This is a genomic window from Bacillus sp. FSL R5-0416, assembly GCF_037975425.1.
Taxonomy (GTDB): Bacteria; Bacillota; Bacilli; order Bacillales; family Bacillaceae; genus Bacillus; species Bacillus subtilis.
In genome coordinates, this window is the sequence record NZ_CP150252.1 from 2717123 (window position 1) to 2736934 (window position 19812).

Annotated in this window: 19 protein-coding genes; 7 read left to right on the plus strand and 12 right to left on the minus strand. The window is 42.8% G+C overall.

Features of this window, described 5'->3' with window-relative positions:
* Positions 1-10: 10 nt before the first annotated feature.
* Entirely contained in the window at positions 11-643 is a 633-nt protein-coding gene (locus NYE20_RS14525; protein ID WP_003229828.1) for a LysE family transporter, read from the minus strand.
* Positions 644-797: 154 nt separating this feature from the next.
* Here NYE20_RS14525 and NYE20_RS14530 point away from each other — a divergent pair, with 154 nt between their 5' ends.
* The 5 genes from NYE20_RS14530 to NYE20_RS14550 all read left to right on the plus strand — a co-directional run bounded on the left by NYE20_RS14530 (position 798) and on the right by NYE20_RS14550 (position 5615).
* Complete coding sequence (locus NYE20_RS14530) at positions 798-1625, plus strand: TrmB family transcriptional regulator (protein WP_014480394.1); 828 nt, start codon at positions 798-800, stop codon at positions 1623-1625.
* 193 nt (positions 1626-1818) lie between these two features.
* Positions 1819-2319, plus strand: coding sequence for an RNA polymerase sigma factor SigV (gene sigV, locus NYE20_RS14535; RefSeq protein ID WP_004398891.1), 501 nt, complete (start codon positions 1819-1821; stop codon positions 2317-2319).
* Positions 2319-3176, plus strand: a complete 858-nt coding sequence (gene rsiV, locus NYE20_RS14540; protein WP_124048063.1) for an anti-sigma-V factor RsiV — start codon at positions 2319-2321, stop codon at positions 3174-3176. Before sigV ends, rsiV begins: the two co-directional genes overlap by 1 nt.
* Before the next feature lie 110 nt (positions 3177-3286).
* Positions 3287-5191, plus strand: a complete 1905-nt coding sequence (oatA, locus tag NYE20_RS14545) for a peptidoglycan O-acetyltransferase OatA (protein ID WP_161621704.1) — start codon at positions 3287-3289, stop codon at positions 5189-5191.
* Between the two features lie 133 nt (positions 5192-5324).
* Positions 5325-5615, plus strand: a complete 291-nt coding sequence (locus tag NYE20_RS14550; RefSeq protein WP_087614863.1) for a YrhK family protein — start codon at positions 5325-5327, stop codon at positions 5613-5615.
* Between the two features lie 243 nt (positions 5616-5858).
* Here the strand turns inward: NYE20_RS14550 and cypB are convergent, their stop codons facing one another.
* The 7 genes from cypB to NYE20_RS14585 all read right to left on the minus strand — a co-directional run bounded on the left by cypB (position 5859) and on the right by NYE20_RS14585 (position 12860).
* On the minus strand, positions 5859-9023 hold the full coding sequence (cypB, locus tag NYE20_RS14555; protein WP_161621705.1) for a bifunctional cytochrome P450/NADPH--P450 reductase CypB: 3165 nt from the start codon (positions 9021-9023) through the stop codon (positions 5859-5861).
* Positions 9024-9038: 15 nt separating this feature from the next.
* Positions 9039-9623 carry a transcriptional regulator FatR gene (gene fatR, locus NYE20_RS14560; protein ID WP_141949559.1) on the minus strand — a complete coding sequence of 195 codons (585 nt, stop codon included), beginning with the start codon at positions 9621-9623 and terminating at the stop codon, positions 9039-9041.
* Between the two features lie 221 nt (positions 9624-9844).
* Entirely contained in the window at positions 9845-10387 is a 543-nt protein-coding gene (locus NYE20_RS14565) for a class I SAM-dependent methyltransferase (RefSeq protein ID WP_161621807.1), read from the minus strand.
* Between the two features lie 187 nt (positions 10388-10574).
* Positions 10575-10733, minus strand: a complete 159-nt coding sequence (locus NYE20_RS14570) for a hypothetical protein (RefSeq protein ID WP_003229817.1) — start codon at positions 10731-10733, stop codon at positions 10575-10577.
* Between the two features lie 156 nt (positions 10734-10889).
* Positions 10890-11039, minus strand: coding sequence for a YrzI family small protein (locus tag NYE20_RS14575; RefSeq protein ID WP_004399102.1), 150 nt, complete (start codon positions 11037-11039; stop codon positions 10890-10892).
* Positions 11040-11428: 389 nt separating this feature from the next.
* Complete coding sequence (locus NYE20_RS14580) at positions 11429-12229, minus strand: formate/nitrite transporter family protein (protein ID WP_003229815.1); 801 nt, start codon at positions 12227-12229, stop codon at positions 11429-11431.
* A 262-nt stretch (positions 12230-12491) separates the two neighbouring features.
* Positions 12492-12860, minus strand: coding sequence for a DUF2294 domain-containing protein (locus NYE20_RS14585; RefSeq protein WP_003229814.1), 369 nt, complete (start codon positions 12858-12860; stop codon positions 12492-12494).
* A gap of 315 nt (positions 12861-13175) precedes the next feature.
* On the opposite strand from NYE20_RS14585, the gene fdhF reads away from it, so the two are divergent.
* Both fdhF and NYE20_RS14595 read left to right on the plus strand, forming a co-directional pair.
* The gene (gene fdhF / locus NYE20_RS14590; protein ID WP_095010815.1) at positions 13176-16118 is read left to right on the plus strand and encodes a formate dehydrogenase subunit alpha; all 2943 of its coding nucleotides are present in this window, start codon (positions 13176-13178) and stop codon (positions 16116-16118) included.
* A gap of 18 nt (positions 16119-16136) precedes the next feature.
* A complete protein-coding gene (locus tag NYE20_RS14595) occupies positions 16137-16619 on the plus strand; it encodes a DUF1641 domain-containing protein (protein ID WP_003229812.1) in 483 nt (160 codons plus the stop codon).
* A 36-nt stretch (positions 16620-16655) separates the two neighbouring features.
* Here NYE20_RS14595 and NYE20_RS14600 read toward each other — a convergent pair whose 3' ends face one another.
* The 4 genes from NYE20_RS14600 to mtnN all read right to left on the minus strand — a co-directional run bounded on the left by NYE20_RS14600 (position 16656) and on the right by mtnN (position 19793).
* Entirely contained in the window at positions 16656-16886 is a 231-nt protein-coding gene (locus NYE20_RS14600) for a YrhC family protein (RefSeq protein WP_003237358.1), read from the minus strand.
* An 82-nt stretch (positions 16887-16968) separates the two neighbouring features.
* Positions 16969-18108 carry a bifunctional cystathionine gamma-lyase/homocysteine desulfhydrase gene (locus NYE20_RS14605; RefSeq protein ID WP_017696065.1) on the minus strand — a complete coding sequence of 380 codons (1140 nt, stop codon included), beginning with the start codon at positions 18106-18108 and terminating at the stop codon, positions 16969-16971.
* Between the two features lies 1 nt (position 18109).
* Positions 18110-19033, minus strand: coding sequence for an O-acetylserine dependent cystathionine beta-synthase (locus NYE20_RS14610; protein ID WP_015714423.1), 924 nt, complete (start codon positions 19031-19033; stop codon positions 18110-18112).
* 64 nt (positions 19034-19097) lie between these two features.
* On the minus strand, positions 19098-19793 hold the full coding sequence (gene mtnN / locus NYE20_RS14615) for a 5'-methylthioadenosine/S-adenosylhomocysteine nucleosidase (protein ID WP_014477493.1): 696 nt from the start codon (positions 19791-19793) through the stop codon (positions 19098-19100).
* Between the last annotated feature and the right edge of the window lie 19 nt (positions 19794-19812).

The following is a 19812-nucleotide window of genomic DNA, read 5'->3' on the forward strand; positions in this document are numbered from 1 at the left end:
CATTTAAGTGTTAACTCAAACCAGTTTTGATGCCGAAACCTACTAATATTATTCCGGTAATTTTTTGAAACACTTTCTGGAACTTCGAGTTTTTCATCCATTTTTTTGCGTAATCAATAATATAAACAAGAAACAGGAACCACAACACCGCTAATAAGGTTAGGATTGAAGCTAAAATAATGAGCTGCTGGTTTATATTTCCGTTCAAATTGATAAATTGGGGCATGATTGTAACATACACCAAAACAGTTTTAGGATTGAGAATGTTACTGAGTGATCCTTGCATAAAGGAAGTTTTATAATAACGTTTCGGAGAACTTGCCATATTTTTTGCTTGGGATTGCATGTCATCTAACGAAAACATACTTTTAGCAAAAAAACTTTTTACACCTAAATAAATTAAGTATGCCGCTCCCAAATATTTGATCGTTGTGAAAAGAATCACTGACTTTGCGATCACCACTGATAATCCTAAAATGGCAATCACCGTCCAAAAGGAAAGTCCTGTTGCCAATCCGAGAATGTTATAACGGCCGGCTTTCGGGCCATACCTAAGCGTATTTTTCATCACAAGCATCGTATCTGCCCCCGGTATGATAACCATCATGGCAGCGATCGGTATGTATGCGAGTAAGCTGTGCATTGTTCTCTCCCCCTTTAAAAAATCCCCTTAATCATATAGTGACTACAAAAGTAACTACTTATAAAAAGTGTATCAATGTGTTTGGAATAAATCAATATGGTTTGTTAAAATAGCGATTACTAAGGCAGCGATTGCTCTTTATATTGGAGGATATATGAAAGAAAATATGTTAGACATTTTAAAAAACCTCAATTTTACAGAATATGAATCGAAAGCGTATTTGGCATTATTGCAAGAATCACCTTTAACAGGCTATGCCGTTGCCAAAAAATCCGGAGTTCCCCGTTCTAAAATTTATGAAGTCTTGGAAAGCCTTGTGTTAAGGGGAGATGTTTTTGTCAGTCATGGAAATACGCCTCAGTATGTTCCTGTCCCCGCAAAAGAACTGATTAAAAACCGCCGGCTCAAAGCGGAAGAGCATTTTGATCAGGCTGAGAAATATTTTGAAAAGTTCGAGCAGACTGCTAATGACCGGGAAAACATCTGGAATATCACCGGCCGCAGTGAAATTCTTGAAAAGGTGAAGGCTTGTATTTTATCTGCCAAAAAAAGAATCCTCTTAGAAATATGGAAAGAGGATTTTGAGGAGATAGAAGCAGAGCTCAAACAGGCGGCAGAACAAGGCGTTATTGTCACCATTATTGCGTACGGAGACATCGTATCTGATTTTGCCAATGTTTACCTTCATGATATGAGCAGTGAAATTACAGAAGAGTATGACGGACGGTGGCTTGTCTATAGCGGAGATGATTCAGAAGTCGTAGCGGGCATTGTCTCACTTGGCAACGACAGCCGTGCTGCATGGACGATGCATGTAGGTTTAGTCATGCCTATTACTGAAGTGATCATTCATGATCTGTACCTCATGGAAATTCTGAAAAAGCATAGAGAGCTTTTAGAAGAGAGCTTCGGGAAAAATCTCATCCAGTTGCGCCGTAAATTTTCTATCCATTCAGATTTCAAAAAACATTATTTGGAATAATATTCGCATCGCTTAACCAAAACAAGGCTTGTACAAAACAAGCCTTGTTTTTTTATGCATAAACCCCCCATGCTGATTTACTTCTCTCTTTTAAAAAAATGTGATTCTGCGCAAACTATTTTTCAGCCTGCCGCGTCTATCCTAGGTAACAGCCTACGATATACGTATATTCAAAAAGGAGCCCTTTATTGCAATGAAGAAAAAACAAACAACAAAAGCGTTGCTTGTCACATGCATAACTGACCATAAGCAAGATTTCTACAGGTTGGCTTTCAGTTATGTGAAAAATCAAGATGACGCATTAGATATTGTTCAGGAATCGATAAAAAAAGCGCTGAGCTCAGTTGAAACGGTCAGGAACCCTGAGACGATAAAAAGCTGGTTTTATAAAATTTTAGTGCGGACAGCCATTGATTTTTTGCGCAAACAAAAAAAGATAAGAGTGATGGACGACGAAACGATAGAATTTTTAAGCAAAGGAAAGGAAGACCATTACAAGGATACTGATCTCCATGAAGCGCTTGACGAATTGCCGTACCGCTATAAAACCATTATTATTTTACGCTTTTTTGAAGACCTCAAATTAGAAGAAATTGCGGAAATTACAGGAGAAAACACGAATACCGTCAAAACGCGCCTATACAGAGCATTGAAGCTGATGCGCATTCAGCTGACGAAGGAGGATCTTTCTTAATGGATAAGAGATTACAGCAATTAAGAGAAGAATATAAAAATGTTCCGATTCCTAAAGAATTGGATATCATTGTTGAAAAAGCCCTTCAGCAAGAACCAAAAAAGAAAAGAATCGTCATGTGGCCGACATCAGCAGCAATCGCTGCAGCTATTTTTTTCACTGCGCTTGTTAATATCAACCCTGACGCTGCTCAGGCTATGTCAAAGATCCCTGTCATCGGCAAAATCGTCAAAGCGATCACCTTTATTGAAATCAAAGAGGAAAAAGACCAATCAAGCATTGATGTCAAAACACCTGCTTTGTCCGGGCTTTCTAATAAAGAGCTTGAAAACAGCATTAACGAGAAATACTTGAAAGAAAGCCAGCAGCTGTATAAAGAGTTTATACAGTCCACATCCAAAAACAAAAAAGGGCATCTCAGCATCTACAGTGATTACGAGACGGTCACAGACACGCCAGATTTACTCTCTATCCGGCGCAATATTGAAAAAACACAAGCATCTTCCTACACACAAAGCCGTTATATTACAATTGACAAAAAGAATGATATTTTACTTACATTAAAAAGCTTATTCAAAGATGAGCGCTATATTAAAGTCATCAGTCAAAATATTAGAGAGCAAATGAAACAGCAAATGAAGGAAGATCCAAATAAAATATATTGGCTCACTGACGAAGATGCAGAACCGTTCAAAACGATTCTTCCTGATCAGACGTTTTACATTACTGAAGACCATAAACTTGTGATCTCATTTGACGAATATGAAGTCGCCCCCGGCTATATGGGCGTTACCGAGTTTACAATTCCAACCAGCGTCATTTCAAACTTGCTCGTGGGAGAACGTTATATTCGATAAAATAAAAACATCCATCTAAGATTATGGATGTTTTCTCTCTTCTCTATTCGAGGTCGTAACCTCGCTATCAAAAACAACGAGAATATTTGCTTACTATTGGAGGAATACCCATGTATCACAAGACACAGCATCATCGATACATCCCTGGACTTGATGGCCTTCGCGCTTTTGCCGTCCTGTCAGTTATCGCTTATCACCTAAATTTCAATTGGGCTAACGGTGGTTTTATCGGAGTTGATATCTTTTTTGTTTTATCCGGATATTTGATTACATCCATTCTATTACCGGCATATGGAAATGATATCAATCTTGATTTTCGGGACTTTTGGGTGCGCCGCATTCGGCGGCTTCTGCCGGCAGCGTACCTTATGATCTTTTCCACTGTTGTGTGGGTCGTATTGTTTGATCGAGAACTATTGCACACTGTACGTGGAGATGCGATCTCTTCTCTCTTTTATATGAGCAATTGGTGGTTTATTTTTCACAAGCTATCATATTTTGATAGTTTCGGTTCCCCATCACCTCTAAAAAACCTTTGGTCGCTGGCGATTGAAGAACAATTTTATATCATATGGCCGATGTTCTTAGTTGCTGGAATGTACATAATGAAAAGCCGCGCCAGATTGGCTGCGGTGATATCATTGCTTGCGCTTTGTTCAGCCGTGATGATGAGCGTACTGTATGAACCTGGCGGAGATCCGAGCCGCGTTTACTATGGCACAGACACTCGTTCGTTTGAACTTCTCATCGGATGTGCCTTGGCTTTGGTATGGCCGATGAAAAGGCTGTCTTCCAACAGGCTGCCAAGCAAACTGAAGCACACTTTGCACGCCACTGAATTTTTGGCATTTTGTATTTTAGTGTTGTGTGTCTATTTCACAGATGAATACGAGCCTTTTCTTTACAGAGGCGGAATGCTATTCATTAGCGTGACTGCCGCAATCCTTATTGCATGTGTTTGCCATCCGAGCAGCTTTTTAGGCAATCTGCTTTCATGGAGGCCGCTTCGGTGGCTTGGAACGAGGTCTTACGGAATTTATCTTTGGCACTACCCTGTTATTGTGTTAAGCACGCCAGTTCAAGAAATCGGAAACCCTGTTTTTTGGCATATCGTGCTAAAGGTCATTTTGACATGTATACTTGCCGAGCTTTCCTATCATTTTATTGAGAAGCCGATACGGACACAGGGGTTTAGGTCATTTTTCCGCCGTGTTTTTATACATAGAATCAAGGAATGGAAAACGACATCTGTCATCAGCAAACTGTCAATTGGTTTCATTATTTTCGCTATACTTATTTTTGCAGGCGGGCTGTCTGGGTTAGCCGGCGAGCAAAAGCACCCTACCAAATGGACCTATAGCTCACAAGAAACAAATGCTGACTCCAGCCAGGCTTCTGGGGATAAAAAGAACGCTGCAGCAGATAAAAAACACTATCCTGAACAAAAGACAACAGAATCGGATCAACGTCAAAAGGAAAACAAAGATAGTGAGCAAGAGACTCATAAAAAGAAAGACACGCAATCCCAACAGCAGAAAAAACCAGCAGACACTGCGAAAGAAGTTTTAGCTATAGGAGATTCCGTCATGCTTGATATTTCTTCACACCTGCGTCAGTCATTTTCAAATGTGACGATTGATGGAAAGGTAGGAAGACAAATGTCTCAAGCTTTGGAACTCGCAAGGGAGTACAAGTCTTTTAATCAGCCGAACAAGGCTGTCATCATTGAGCTTGGAACCAATGGCTACTTTACAAACAGCCAAATCGAACAACTGCTTCAATCTTTCTCAAAAGCCCATATCTATCTTGTCAATACACGGGTTCCCCGCCAATGGGAAAGCAAGGTTAATGAATCTTTACAGCACCAGGCAAACGCACATCAAAATGTTACGTTAGTTGACTGGCATACAGAAGCCCTTCAGCATCCGGAATATTTTACCCCTGATGGTGTTCACTTGGTTCCTAAAGGGGCAAAAGCTTTGACCGCTCTTATTGTTCAGGCGATGAAATCATAAAAAAGAGATCCTATGCGGATCACTTTTTCACTTTAGTTTCTGATCGTTGATTATGTCTCCTTTCAGCAAGGCTGCCCTTATGTTTACATTCCGTTTACGTAAGGGTAAGCCAAAATAGAATGGAGGGATGATGGTGACAGTAAATGAAGAACATGACTTCCAAAAAGAGCTGAAACGATATGAACTTTTTTTCAAAAAACGATATAAGATTCTTTATACAGTAAACGATTTTATCATTGGTGCTTTGTTTCTCGTCGGGAGCTTTTTCTTTTTTTATGACCGATTAATGTCGGCAGGGATATGGCTGTTTGCGATCGGAAGTTTGCTGCTGTTAATCAGGCCGACCATTCGGCTGATTCATGACTTTCATTACCGTAAGCATGTGGAACAGCAATTCAAGCATCAATCTTCAACAGATGACTGATCTTAAGGAATAAGCAAGAACAAAATGCCAAAAGCCTGAGTTGAAAATCAAAAACAAGACTTTTAGACTATTTATTTTTAAAAATAAGGTAAAAAGAACTAAACTTTTGCCTCTGCATGCCGATATGAATAATAAGGCCGGCGCGATACTCCCTATAACATCCTTTTCAGTAGATTTCATTATCGTGCCGGTTTTCTCATATGCAAAGCAATCCCGCCAATCAGATTGGCGGGATTTTATATTTTACATTCCTGTCCAAACGTCTTTTACATAACGTTTTTGGTCTTGCAGCTTTTGCAGCCATTCAGCTGATTCTTCCTGGCTTGCTCCTTTTTCAGCTTCATACGCCAATCGCAAAGTTTTCTCTACATCAGGAGCCATTTGCGATCCATCACCGCATACGTAAATATAAGCCCCTTTTTCAATGAGTGTCATCAATTTCTGCGTATCTTGCTTGAGCAAGTGCTGGACATATTCTTTTGGTTCGTTTTCGACGCGCGAGTAGCATCGGCGGATTGTGACCAAACCGTCCTGTTCCGCTTGATCCAGCTCTTCTCTGTAAAGGTCGTCATGGTCTGGGCGGCGGCAGCCGAAGTATAAAAGTGCTTCACCAAGGGTGCTTCCTTCCTTCTTCAAAACCGATCTTGCCTGAATAAAGCCCCTGAATGGCGCAATTCCTGTGCCCGGCCCGACCATAATCATAGGCGTTTCAGGCTCATCCGGCATCTGGAATCCGGACTGCAGCGTACGAATGAAGCAGGCTGCTGCATCACCTGTATTCAACTCTGCTAAATAATTAGAGGCGACACCCCGGTATTCACCTCGGCCGCTCCATGCTGAGGCTTTCACAACTCCTACCGTCATGCTCACGATATTTGCATGAACTTTCGGTGAGCTTGAAATGGAATAGTATCTCGGTTTTAGTGATGGCAAAAGTGCTAAAAACCGTTCAAACGGCATTTCGCAAGCAGGATAATCCTCTAAAAAATCAAGCATGGTAAGACGTTTTGCAAGTACCTGCTCTTTGTAAATGCCATCATCTGAAACGAGCTGTTCCAGCTCTTTTTGATGCGGCGGACAAACTGTATAAGAGGCCAGCTCCCGAAGCTGAAGCCTTGATGCCGGTTCCTGCAGCTCTACATAGGACGACAATAAATCCACTACTTTGATCGGCCGATCCATCGGCAGATGAGCCATATGAGCGCTTCCGCTTACTTTTATCACATGATTGGAATGCAAACCGAATCGGCTGAGAACCCGCTGAACAAGCTCCCTGCTGTTCTTTGGCAGGATTCCGATATGATCGCCTTCTTTATATGTTTTATCAGCCGGAATTTCCAATTCAATATGGCGGGTTGAACGCGTGCTGGCAGCTGTCTGGAGTTCTCGATTCCCTAACACAATCCCTTCAAACGCGCCATATGCTTTAGCAACCGGCGTTTCCGTCGCTTCACTGAGAAAAGTAATCGATAATGAAGGCCTGTCTTCTTTCTGGGCTATTTCGTTAATATCAAATGCGTCCATCGTTTCCTTCCAGAAGCGGTTTTCCCAAGACTCGCGATGGCTTTCAAAATCATCGGCGGCGTCACCTTCCCCAATCGCTGTTAAACGCGATGCCCCCTTTGCTTTCATCATGTCATCAATCAGGCGGGGAATCCGCTGATACGTGCTGGCCCAGCTCCGGTTTCCGCAGCCGAATACTGCATAGGAAACACCTTTCAATTGGCCTTCCTCAAGCTCTTTCAGCCACTCTACAAAGCCGGCAGCATTATCAGGCGGCGACCCATTATAAGAAGCCGTTACAATGACGACTGCCCCTTCTTCAGGGAGCTTGCCGATATAATCATCAAGCGGAGCCGTTTCAGCTGTAAAGCCCATCTGGCGGCCTTGAGAAGCCAATTCACCGGCTATTCCCTCAGCTGTCCCAAGGTTTGAACCGTAAAGAACGAGTAAAGGTGTGCCGTGTTTAGGTTTGGTTTCTTTTGGCTTTGTTTCTGCTTTGATTTCTGCCTGTTCTTTTCTCTGTACATTGATTGCCGCTGTTTTCCGCGGTTTCACAGTAATTTTAAAATCATCCGGCTTGATCGTTAATGCTTCTTTGATTTTTAGTTCGTAGCCAGTATGGTTAATCAATTCAAAATGCTTTAATACAAGACCGAGAACCATTGTCGCTTCTTGAAGAGCAAACTGCATGCCAATACAAGCGCGCTGTCCGTTTCCAAACGGCTTATACGCATGGTGAGGGATACTTGAAGGATCCTCAAACCGTTCCGGACGGAAATCTTCCGCATCCGGCCCCCAAGCGTTTTGGTCCCGGTGCAGTTTTGGAATTAAAACAGTGACTGGCTGCCCTTTGCTGATCGGATATTCCCCGCCTAGAACAGTATCCTCCTTCGCATATAGAGAAAAAGCCGGAGCTGTTGGATACAGTCTGAGGGTTTCATTTAAAACCATCCGAGTGTATTTGAGCTGCTGGATTTGTTTATATTCAGGCGTGTCATCCGTTAACACGCGATCCGCTTCCTCCTGAGCTTTTTTCAGTTTTTCTGGATGTGTAAGCAGACAATAAATCGCAAAGGAAAGCAAACCGCTTGTTGTCTCATGTCCAGCAATTAAAAATGTGATGATTTGATACCTTATGTTTTCATCATCCAGCGTTTCACCGGTTACTGGATCTTTGGCATAAAGCATGAGAGACAAGAGATCCTTGATGTTATCATCCGGATTCGCCTTTCGCTCCGCTATCATTCTATCAACCAGGGAGTTCATGACTTCTATATCCTTTTGAAACTGCAGCTTCGTTTTCACCATCATCTTATCTTGCAGGCCCAGTCTTTTTGATTGATTCATCGCCTCTTTTAAGGCACGGAGCATACTGGTGATAAACGGATGCTGTGAATCACGGTAAAAGCTGTTGAATCGATAGTTAAATCCGCATAACCCAATCGTATCAAGCGTCAGACGTGTCATATCGTCTGCTACATCAATTTCTTCATTAGGGTTTAACCGGCTCCATTTTTGAATCAGCTGGGTTGCGATATCCAGCATCATAGAATGGTAGCCTTTCATCGCTTTTTGACTAAAACTCGGCAGCAAAATGCGGTGGGCTTTTTGCCAGTTCGGTTCGTGCGTCCAGCTTGTAAATAAGCCATCTCCCCCGAATTCGCGCACCTTTTGCAAGCCTTTGCCAAGGTTCTTGTCAAAGCGGCTTTCATCACACACTTCAGCCACAAGATTGTGGCCCGATACAAAAACACTGGATACTCCCGGAAAATCAAAACGGAAAATCGGCCCCAATTCATCAGCTATCCGCCATAAGGATTGAGAAAGCTGTTCTTTTTCAAGATGCGGAAGATTTTTTAAAGGTCCGTATGTTTTGGGCTGAGGTATTGCGCTTGCCTGTTTCATTAACATCTCCCTTTCCTATTTTTGTGATGAATGAAGCTTAATGGCGTCCCAGCAGCATTGTTCCAATTCAGTAATTAAATCAGTGTCCATCTCTATATCACCTGTTTGAACGAGCTGATATATCTTGAGAAACGCCCCTAATACAATCGCAATTAACACATTAGAGGGCAGGCTGCGAATCACGCCTTCCGCTTTTCCCTTATTAAAATAGTCATCAAGCATTTGAGTCAGATTTTCTATCAGTTTTTTGCTTGTATGATTTAAGTAATGAGCATCTTTTTTGGTTTCAAGAAAAAAAAGCGCATAGTCGCTCTCTTTCGTAAACTGAACGAGACAGCAAAATACGTGGTGAAAGCCTTCTCTGACAGGCAATTCTGAAACGTCTTGCTTCAGTTTTTCCGTAAATCGCTGGATGCTTTCTTGAAACAGCACGTTTACGAGTGTTTCTTTGCTGTCAAAATAACGATAGATCGTTCCTGTCCCTACATGAGCACGTTCAGCTATCATAGGAATAGTGGTAGCGTCAAAACCCCTTTCCGTAAAAAGTGAGACCGACGCTTTCATAATCATGTCGTATTTACTGCTGGATGCGGATAGCATATAATGTTACAACCTCCGATTCGTTGCGGAATGAATATTCATTCCTTTTGTTCACAAAGAATGTCTGCCCTGTCTGAAATCACCTCTTTGTTCTCTCTTCTGTTATAAGTTTAAATGAAAAAAACTTTTTTTAATATAAAGTATATGCAAAAAATAAAAAATTAAGAAAATATACCCAAATCCAAATGTAAGGATCTTGGATATATTTCCCGAGAAATTTTTTATTTAACAGCCACAATACATAGACAGGAATCACGCCTGATAACAGAAAGATCCCTGAAATGCTGGTCTTTCAGCAGTTGAATATACGTTTTCTCTTTTTCACCGGTATTTGTGTCAATACTGATATAAAACCGGCCGTCAATTTGAAGCACCCTGTAAATTTCTCTTAATGCAAGCCTAATATCGGTGCAGCTCTGAACTGTATGTAAAGAAAAGACTTTATTAAAGGTACGGTCATCAAAGGGAATGTCTTCTGGATAGCCATGAAAAACCTCCCCGTTCCCCATATTCTTTCGATTCGCACGTGATATCTGTCTTACCTTTCGCTTTGAAGGATCAATGCTTTTTAGGCTTCCCTTTTCTAGTTTCTTGGTTATGCTTTTAAAGACAGTGCCATTTCCGATTCCAATTTCTAAAATTCTGTCATTTTCTTGTATATCTATAGAGTCAATCATTATATGCTCAATTGTTTTGGTTAGCTTATATTTCCGAGAAAATAATTTCCAAAAATTTGATCGTTTATAGAGTCTATTTTCTAGCAATTTAAACACCTGCTTTTGGTTTCCTATGTTTATTATTATCTTAAAAAAATAAACATCATCTTCATTTCTAAAAGTGAAGGAAGGTACCAACTAGACGGCAATGGATTGAAAAATGTTTCAACAGAACTAAACTTTTTCATTTTTTTCCGCAAAAAAAGCAGAAAACAAAATGTTTTCTGCCCTCTCTCTAATGCCAATGATAAGGGAATACATACAGCCTTTGCTGCTGCATTGCCATCAGCCTCTGCTGTCGGAATGGATTTCCATAACCATGTTTGAAGGAATGCGGCATGGACGCATAACCATGGCCAATCGACGGCAGTCTTTTTTGATAATCGTTCATCATGCCATCACCTGCCTCACAGTAACGTTGATTTATTGTATGCAGGCAGGCATTTTCTTGACAGCTGCTTCGCTAAACTTGGTCCTTCTCCATAGTATAATGCATCAATAATTCCCTTCTAAGCATATGCCATTCCCCCTTCAGTTTTTTTCGTTGCTTTTAGCGCCAGTTCGTTAAATAAAGATGCTTTAACTGAGACTCTTTCATTTCATCATAAATCTGCTCAATCTGCTGTTCTCGTTCGAATTCTTCCAGGCTTTTAAACCGTTTTTTAATCGTTAACGTTAAAAAGAATAGGTTAATCGTCATATCGCTCACCCCCTTTCAAAGTCCGCATCAAGCGAAATAACCCGCGGCACAACCCTTCTGCCGCGGGCAAATAAAAACCGCAGACAAAAGAAGACACCAATGCCTCTACTGCCTGCGGGGAGTTGCGTATGTCCGACTATTCCGAATTTAATGCGTGCGATAAGCATCGGTTAAGGAAGGACACGAACTCTTCCACAGGCTGAATAAACCATGAACTTTTACATGTGTATCACGTACAGGTTGACGTCGTTGTCTCATTGTCATTTTGGTTCAGCCTCCTTTGCTTTTTTCTTACTTTGTAAGTATATCCACCAAATTCCATTTTGTAAACATTTTTTTCTAAAAATGGACGGAAATTGTGCAAATCATCGAATGGATTTGCCCGTTGGTCATGACACCTGCTTCATTTCTTTTCTGGAGCGGTCTTTCTTATGATATGCAATAAAATAAATGAGACCGACAAATACAGCTCCGCCGATGACATTACCGATAAAAGCCGGAATGATGTTTCCGATGAACTGCCCCCACGTGAATGAGCCTGCAAAAATGGCAGCAGGAATCACAAACATGTTGGCGACAACGTGCTGAAATCCGATAGCCACAAAAGCCATGATTGGGAACCAGATGCCAAGGATTTTTCCTGCTGCGTCTTGGGCGCCGAAAGAAAGCCACACTGCAAGACATACAAGCCAGTTACAGCCGATGGCGGAAATGAGAACCTTGCCAAAGCTCATATCAAGCTTTCCTTGGGCAACGGCAATCGTTTTTTCTAAATAAGGACCTGTTTCAGTCAATCCAACCAAATGCCCGAAAAAGTACGCAACAAACAATGCGCCGATTAAGTTCATAATTGTGACGATTCCCCAGTTAATCGCTAACTCTTTTACTGATATTTTTCTCGAAAATAACGCCATCGCAACTGACATCATATTGCCTGTGATCAGTTCAGCGCCAGCGAGAACGACAAGGATCAGGCCGACTGGAAATACTGCTGCACCAATCAAACTGGACAGGCTCCCCCATTCTTTCGGAAGATCGCCGATTACCCTGATATCAAGCAAATACCCAAGCGCGATAAATGCACCGCCTAAAAACCCCAGCACAAGCAGTGACGGCAGCGGGAGCTTGATTTTTTTCATCCCTGCTTCAATTGCTGCTTCCGCTATTTCATCCGGTTTTCGAAAAGCCATAATTAAACGCCTCCATTACTTCTTCTTTTCTGACAGTTATGCAAGAAAGGCAATAAAAAAGGCAGCACTCAAATAACCTGTGTCAAACCAGGCGTTTGAATGCTGCCTAACTTGTATGCATACCCATACAACAATATCAAGCAGTATATAAGATATTGAAAGAGAATATATACAGTTCGTGCATACATTCCATTGCTTTAGCCTTCTATAACTGTAGCAACATCATAACAAATGTGACAAATTTGTGTCAATGACAAATATACTAGCTTTGCAGAACTTCTTTTTGCTCATCTATTTTTCGGTCAAAAACAAATACAGATACAGCTATGTTTTCCTCAATTTTAATATCAGAAAACAAATGGACTAGCTTAGCTCCCATGAGTTCCTCCATTCCTTCCGGTGTTTGTTTGGAATAAAGGTCTTGAATTAGGCTTGTCCGGGCCGCATGTACCATCTCTCTTCCTTCAGGCGTGCGGGCGATAAACTGCTCGCTTGCACTCAGATTTCCGTATAGTGTTGAAACTGCCATGTTTTCTACAAATACAGTATGAATTCTCTCAGGCCCTTTTCCGAACAATTCTTTACGAAGTTTTCGAATAATATCATTGAATTCATGAATTTTTTTAGACATGCTGATTACCCCTTCCGATATTGCCTTATAAAGGCTTTTCCCGGTTCCCCTCAGGACATTTCACTTGGTTAAAATTTTCCTGCCATATTGTATTATAATAAATATCACATTATAATAAAAGCAGTGTTGATGGATTTGTAATAGGATCTTGTTATGAGTCTATCGTTTTATAAAAATCAAGGATTGGTCTGTTAGTAAGACTTGCTAGTGAACTATTCCGCCATGTGTGTTTACACCTTCTTAGAATTAAGGGCAGGTGTATCTATACATGGCTTTTTTTGACTTCTTGAAAGAAAGATGGAGGGGAATATGAATATGATGGACGGTAAGTCGATCAGTGTCCGTGTAGACGGAACAGAAATTCAAGCACGAGCAGGGGCCACAATTTTAGATATTTTAAATGAAAACGGAATTGAGTACCCGCAGATTTGCCACGTACCAGAGGTTGACCCGATTCAAACTTGTGATACTTGCATAGTAGAAGCAAATGGCAAGCTGGTTCGTTCATGCGCGACGGTTGCAGAAAACGGGATGTCTATTGATCTTTCAGGAAATCGAGTGAAAGAAGCGCAAACCGAAGCGATGGACCGCCTTCTTGAAAATCATTTGCTGTATTGTACAGTTTGCGATAACAACAATGGCAACTGTACGCTGCATAATACAGCGGAAATGATGGGGATCGAGCATCAAAAATACCCATACACGCCAAAAGAAGATCCTTCTTGCGCGGTTGATATGTCTCATCCTTTTTACCGCTATGATCCAAACCAATGTATTGCCTGCGGCCAGTGTGTTGAGGTCTGTCAAAACCTTCAGGTAAATGAAACACTCTCAATCGACTGGGAACGCGAACGCCCTCGCGTCATTTGGGATGAGGGAGTTCCGATCAATGAATCTTCCTGTGTCAGCTGCGGTCAGTGTGTAACAGTATGTCCATGTAATGCACTGATGGAAAAATCAATGCTCGGGCAGGCTGGTTTTATGACAGGCATTAAAGAGGACGTCATGGAACCGATGATTGATCTCGTGAAAAATGTTGAACCGGGGTATGGCAGCATTTTTGCCATTTCTGAAGTCGAAGCGGCAATGCGTGAAACAAGAACGAAAAAAACGAAAACTGTATGTACGTTCTGCGGTGTCGGGTGTTCATTTGAAGTATGGACAAAAGGACGGGATATTTTAAAGATCCAGCCTGTTTCTGATGCTCCAGTTAACGCGATTTCCACATGTGTCAAAGGGAAATTCGGCTGGGATTTCGTCAATTCAAAAGAACGGATCACAAAGCCTTTAATCCGTAAAAACGGAGCCTTTGTGGAATCTTCTTGGGAAGAGGCCCTCGATCTTGTCGCAAGCAGATTAGGATCAATTAAAGAGCAGTACGGTAAAGGCTCTGTCGGGTTTATTTCTTCTTCTAAAATTACGAATGAAGAAAACTACGTCATTCAAAAACTAGCGCGTCAGGTATTTGAAACAAACAACGTCGATAACTGCTCACGCTACTGCCAGTCTCCTGCTACAGACGGATTGTTCCGCACTGTCGGCATGGGCGGTGACGCCGGCACGATTAAAGATATTGCCAAAGCAGGTCTCGTCATCATTGTCGGTGCCAATCCGGCGGAAGGACACCCAGTGCTCGCAACACGCGTCAAACGGGCACACAAGCTTCACGGTCAAAAACTGATTGTTGCTGACCTGCGTAAAAATGAGATGGCTGAGCGATCCGATCTGTTCATCAGCCCTAAACAAGGCACAGACCAAGTTTGGCTGATGGCTGTTACGAAATATATGATCGACCAAGGCTGGCACGATCAGGCGTTTATTGATGAGAACGTCAATTACTTTGAAGATTATAAAGAAACCCTTAAAACGTATACGCTTGATTATGCAGAACGCATCACAGGCCTTTCAAAAGAAAACATCATTCAAATTGCTGAAATGATTCGTGATGCTGACGGCACTTGTGTCCTTTGGGGAATGGGTGTCACACAAAATACAGGCGGTTCTGATACATCAGCAGCCATTTCAAACCTGCTTCTCGCTACGGGCAACTATCGCCGTCCAGGTGCCGGCGCTTATCCTCTGCGCGGACACAATAACGTGCAAGGCGCATGTGATATGGGAACATTGCCAGGCTGGCTGCCGGGATATCAGCATATTACAGATGACAAGGCCCGCGCTAAATTTGAAGAGGCATATGGTGTCGAGATTGATGGAAAGCCTGGTTTAGATAATATTCAAATGCTTCATGCCATTGAAGAAGGAAAAATGAAAGCTATGTATCTTGTCGGTGAGGATATGGCACTGGTCGATTCAAATGCGAACCATGTGCATGATATTTTATCAAGCCTTGATTTCTTCGTGGTACAGGACATCTTCCTGTCAAGAACAGCTCAATATGCTGATGTCGTCTTGCCGGCCACTCCTTCACTTGAAAAAGACGGAACATTTACCAACACAGAACGCCGTGTCCAGCGATTGTATCAGGCGCTTCCGACGCTTGGTGACGCAAAACCGGACTGGTGGATTATTCAAGAGGTGGCAAACCGTTTAGGAGCGAATTGGAATTACAGCCATCCAAGTGACATTTTCTCTGAAATGGCGAGTCTTTCTCCTCTGTTTGCCAAAGCAAGCTATGAGGTGCTTGAAGGCTGGAACAGCTTCCTATGGGGCAGCTTCACAGGTGAAAGCACACCGCTTCTGTATGAAGACGGATTTAATTTCCCTGACAAAAAAGCCCGTTTTGCCCTTTCTGATTGGACCGAGCCAGCGGCATTTCCGGAGGAATATGACCTTCATATCAATAACGGCCGGATGCTGGAGCATTTCCACGAAGGAAACATGACAAATAAATCGAAAGGCATCCAAGCGAAAGTGCCGAATGTATTCGTTGAGATCTCACCTGAGCTTGCACAAGAGCGAGGTGTTTGTGACGGTTCGCTTGTACGGCTCGTTTCTCCGTTCGGAGCAGTCAAATTGAACGCGCTGATCACAGACCGGGTACGGAAAAATGAACTCTATCTGCCAATGAACTCGACAGACAAGGAGTCAGCGATTAACTTCTTGACGGGCCCTGCAGCTGATAAACGGACGAACACGCCTGCTTATAAACAGACAAAGGTCCGCATGGAAGTGCTTGGCGGCTGTGAAACAGCGCCGCTTCCAAAAACCAATCCGCGCAACAAAAAACGGCATCCGCAAAACGGAGTCGAAGCGGAAAGAAAATGGAACCGCCCTGGCTATGTCCATCTGACTGATTAAACGATAGGAGGAAAACGAATGGCCACTCCGATTACGACGATCAAAAAAGAAACAAAAACAGCTGAGCAAATTAAGCTTGAAAAAATAGAAGAACTGAAAGAGCTGCTGGCGGAAAATGAGGACGCCGTCTCTAAAACGATGACGTTAATGAATGAACTCAATGATCTTGGAATTTTTGATGCGGCAACAAGCATGCTCAGAGCGAAGGAAGACATTGCCAAGATTGCGCTTGGCCAAGTTTCCCGCGAGCCTGTCACCAACCTCATCAACACGATGATGGCCGCCGGAGGCGCATTGACAAAAGCCGATCCTGAGTTTACAGCAAAGCTTTTAGAAAGCGTAATGGCTGGGACTGAACAGGCACAAAGCTTTTTAAAAGAAGACAAGAAAGTCGGGGTTCTCGACCTGTTAAAAGCAATGAACGACCCTGACATCAACAGAGCCGTCGGCTTCGGCCTTCAGTTTTTAAAAGGCATGGGAAAAGAACTTCGAGAACAATAACAGAAAAACAGCCATCGCTTGATGATGGCTGTTTTTTTATTCGTCGGCTTCTTCCAAACGCTTCTTGTAAATAAGTGAACGGTCAGCGCAAAAGAAGGCACCGGCTAAAAATACGCAATCCGCTAAAAACATCGTCGATTTCTGGCCTAATGTTAAGCCTTGATCAGGGAGAACTGCGCCTATATATAAAAAAGTGCTGACTGCAAGCAATGTAAAAGCAAAATGCTTGTAGTCTTCTTTTAAAGATTTCATTCTATTTTTGTTCAAAAGAATCACCTGCCAGATTCATAGTATACGACTATTATAATATAATCCGGCGGCTTACAGAGAAAGTAATTCTATCCATTTGTTATATATTTTCAAGCGCTTGGCCGATATCTTCCAACAAGTCTTCCGCATCTTCAATTCCTACAGAAATTCTGATCAAGCCGTCCGTAATGCCGAGCTCAAGCCGGCGTTCTCTCGGAATAGAGGCATGTGTCATTCTTGCAGGAACAGAAATTAAGCTTTCAACCGCCCCCAGGCTTTCAGCAATGGTAAACAGTTTCAGATTTCCTAAAAACGCATCAACCCGTTCTTCACTGCCAATATCAAAGGAGATCATGCCGCCGAAGCCCGATCCTTGCGTTTTTGCAAGCTCATGTCCGGGATGATTTGAAGAACCAGGGTAATATAACGTTTGGACAGCAGGGTGATTCTCAAGAAAGCTTGCGATTTTCCGCGCATTTTGATCGATCGCTTCCATTCTGAGTCCCAACGTTTTGATTCCTCTCATTAACAGCCAGGAATCTTGAGGGCCAAGCACGCCGCCTGTGGAGTTTTGCACAAAATGCAGCTCTTCTCCAAGCTCTTTCGAAGCTGTCACAACTAAACCTCCGACGACATCACTGTGTCCGCCAAGATATTTTGTCGCACTGTGAAGTACGATATCAGCGCCTAAAGTAAGCGGCTGCTGAAAATAAGGAGTGTTAAAGGTATTGTCTACAATAAGCAGAACACCCGCTTTTTTTGCGATATCAGCCATGAGCGTCAGGTCGGTGATTTTGAGCAACGGGTTCGTCGGTGTTTCAATATAAATGGCTTTTGTATTAGGGCGAATCGCTTTTTCAACTTCTTCCCTGCTGCTCGTATCAACAAATGTTGATTCAATGCCAAGACGGTTAAGCACCTTTGTCATCACGCGATATGTTCCGCCGTACACATCATCAGTCAACACTACATGATCTCCGCTGTTAAACAGCATCATAACCGCTGTAATGGCAGCCATTCCTGAGCTGAACGCATAGCCTGCTTCCCCGCTTTCCAGTTCTGTCACAAGTGCTTCGAGAGCGGTTCGAGTCGGATTGGCCGTTCTTGAATACTCGTAGCCTGTATGCTGCCCTGCTTTCGGCTGCTTGTACGTGCTTACTTGATAAATGGGCACGGAAACTGCGCCTGTTTTCTCATCACCTGTGATTCCGCCATGTATCATCAATGTTTTTTTCTTCATATCAGATGCCTCCTTCGTATATTTGTTTGCTGATATATCGATCGCTGCTGTCAGGAAATACTGTGACAATGTTAGTTCCAGCGGATGCTTTTTTCGCTTCCTCCAATGCCGCATAAAGCGCTGCACCTGAAGAGCTTCCGATCAGCAGGCCTTCTTTTTCTGCCGCTTCTTTCACAAGTCTAAACGCATTCTCATCTGTTACGGTGTAGATCTCGTCAAAATGGCTCTTATCCATATAATCGGGGATAAACTCCATGCCGATGCCTTCTGTTTTATGAGCGTGAGGCTCTCCTCCGTTTAAAATCGAGCCCTCCGGTTCAACAATCACCGTTTTGACTGCTGGATTTTTTTCTTTTAAGAAGGAAGCTGTTCCTGCGAACGTGCCCCCTGATCCTGCCCCTGCGACAAACGTATGAATATTACCGTCAAGTGCTTCCCACATTTCAGGTCCAAGCGTCTTATAGTAAGTCGATGGATTTACTTGGTTTTTAAATTGCAAGACGCAATAAGAATTTTCAATTTCAGTCTCCAGCTGAATGGCTTTTTGAATGGCTCCCTGCATTCCGTCTTGACGCGGTGTATGAATGATTGATGCGCCAAGCGCTTGCATAATTTGCTGTTTCTCTCTGCTGAAATGTTCAGGGACACAGAAAATCGCTTTCAGCCCATATTTTCTGGCACTCAGCGCAAGGCCGATCCCTGTATTGCCTGCCGTAGCTTCTATAATCACTCCGCCGGGTTTCACCTTGCCTGAATCGAGCGCGTCACGAATCAGCATATCTCCCAGTCTGTCTTTGATGCTTCCCCCTGGATTCATCATTTCAAGCTTGGCATACACCGCGACTCCTTCTGGAACATCAAAGTTCTTCAAGCGGAGAAGCGGTGTATTCCCAATCAGCTCGGTAATGTCCGTAATCACTGTCATATATGTCCTCCTCCTAATTAGAGGTTGTTTTTAGAGAAAAACGGAGGAGAACGTCCTCCCCGTTTTAATGAATTCGTTTGATCACCTTTAACACAAGCTCTGTTGAATGGACAGCCGCCTGCTCTAAAAATTGGTCAAATGAAACATGTGATTCTTTTCCTGCGATATCAGATAGCGCTCTGATGACGACAAACGGCGTTTTAAATTGATGGCACACTTGAGCCACTGCCGCAGCCTCCATTTCAACCGCGTACAGATCAGAAAATCTCGCACGCACCTCTTCAACCCGCTTCGGATCGTTCATGAAAGAATCCCCTGTTGCAATCGTTCCTTTTGCAACCTGAATGCCGTCGAGTTCAGATACGGCTTCTTCAGTGATGCTAATCAGCTTTTCATCCGCTGCATAAGCAGCCGGAAGACCCGGCACTTGGCCGTATTCATAGTCAAAAGCCGTTACGTCTACATCGTGGTGACGAACGTCAGTGGAAATAACGACATCCCCTACATTCAATGTATGATGAAATCCGCCGGCTGAGCCTGTGTTAATGACATAATCAGGCTTGTAACGGTCAAGCAGAAGCGTCGTGCTGATAGCAGCATTTACTTTTCCAATTCCTGATTTTAAAAGAATCACTTCAGTTCCTTCGTATTCGCCTGTTGTAAATTCACAGTGTGCGATCGTTTCTGTTTTTGCATTTTCAAGTTTGTTTCTTAGGATGGTAACTTCCTCTTCCATTGCTCCGATGACTGCTAGTTTCATCTATTCACATTCCCTTCAC

Coding starts and splice junctions, on each gene's coding strand:
- NYE20_RS14575 (WP_004399102.1), bottom strand. CDS start 11,039: ATGACGATTAACCTATTCTTTTTAACGTTAACGATTAAAAAACGGTTT.
- NYE20_RS14610 (WP_015714423.1), bottom strand. CDS start 19,033: ATGACAGTGATTACGGACATTACCGAGCTGATTGGGAATACACCGCTT.
- rsiV (WP_124048063.1), top strand. CDS start 2,319: ATGGATAAGAGATTACAGCAATTAAGAGAAGAATATAAAAATGTTCCG.
- NYE20_RS14570 (WP_003229817.1), bottom strand. CDS start 10,733: ATGATGAACGATTATCAAAAAAGACTGCCGTCGATTGGCCATGGTTAT.
- NYE20_RS14605 (WP_017696065.1), bottom strand. CDS start 18,108: ATGAAGAAAAAAACATTGATGATACATGGCGGAATCACAGGTGATGAG.
- mtnN (WP_014477493.1), bottom strand. CDS start 19,793: ATGAAACTAGCAGTCATCGGAGCAATGGAAGAGGAAGTTACCATCCTA.
- NYE20_RS14525 (WP_003229828.1), bottom strand. CDS start 643: ATGCACAGCTTACTCGCATACATACCGATCGCTGCCATGATGGTTATC.
- cypB (WP_161621705.1), bottom strand. CDS start 9,023: ATGAAACAGGCAAGCGCAATACCTCAGCCCAAAACATACGGACCTTTA.
- sigV (WP_004398891.1), top strand. CDS start 1,819: ATGAAGAAAAAACAAACAACAAAAGCGTTGCTTGTCACATGCATAACT.
- NYE20_RS14530 (WP_014480394.1), top strand. CDS start 798: ATGAAAGAAAATATGTTAGACATTTTAAAAAACCTCAATTTTACAGAA.
- fatR (WP_141949559.1), bottom strand. CDS start 9,623: ATGCTATCCGCATCCAGCAGTAAATACGACATGATTATGAAAGCGTCG.
- fdhF (WP_095010815.1), top strand. CDS start 13,176: ATGATGGACGGTAAGTCGATCAGTGTCCGTGTAGACGGAACAGAAATT.
- NYE20_RS14580 (WP_003229815.1), bottom strand. CDS start 12,229: ATGGCTTTTCGAAAACCGGATGAAATAGCGGAAGCAGCAATTGAAGCA.
- oatA (WP_161621704.1), top strand. CDS start 3,287: ATGTATCACAAGACACAGCATCATCGATACATCCCTGGACTTGATGGC.
- NYE20_RS14585 (WP_003229814.1), bottom strand. CDS start 12,860: ATGTCTAAAAAAATTCATGAATTCAATGATATTATTCGAAAACTTCGT.
- NYE20_RS14595 (WP_003229812.1), top strand. CDS start 16,137: ATGGCCACTCCGATTACGACGATCAAAAAAGAAACAAAAACAGCTGAG.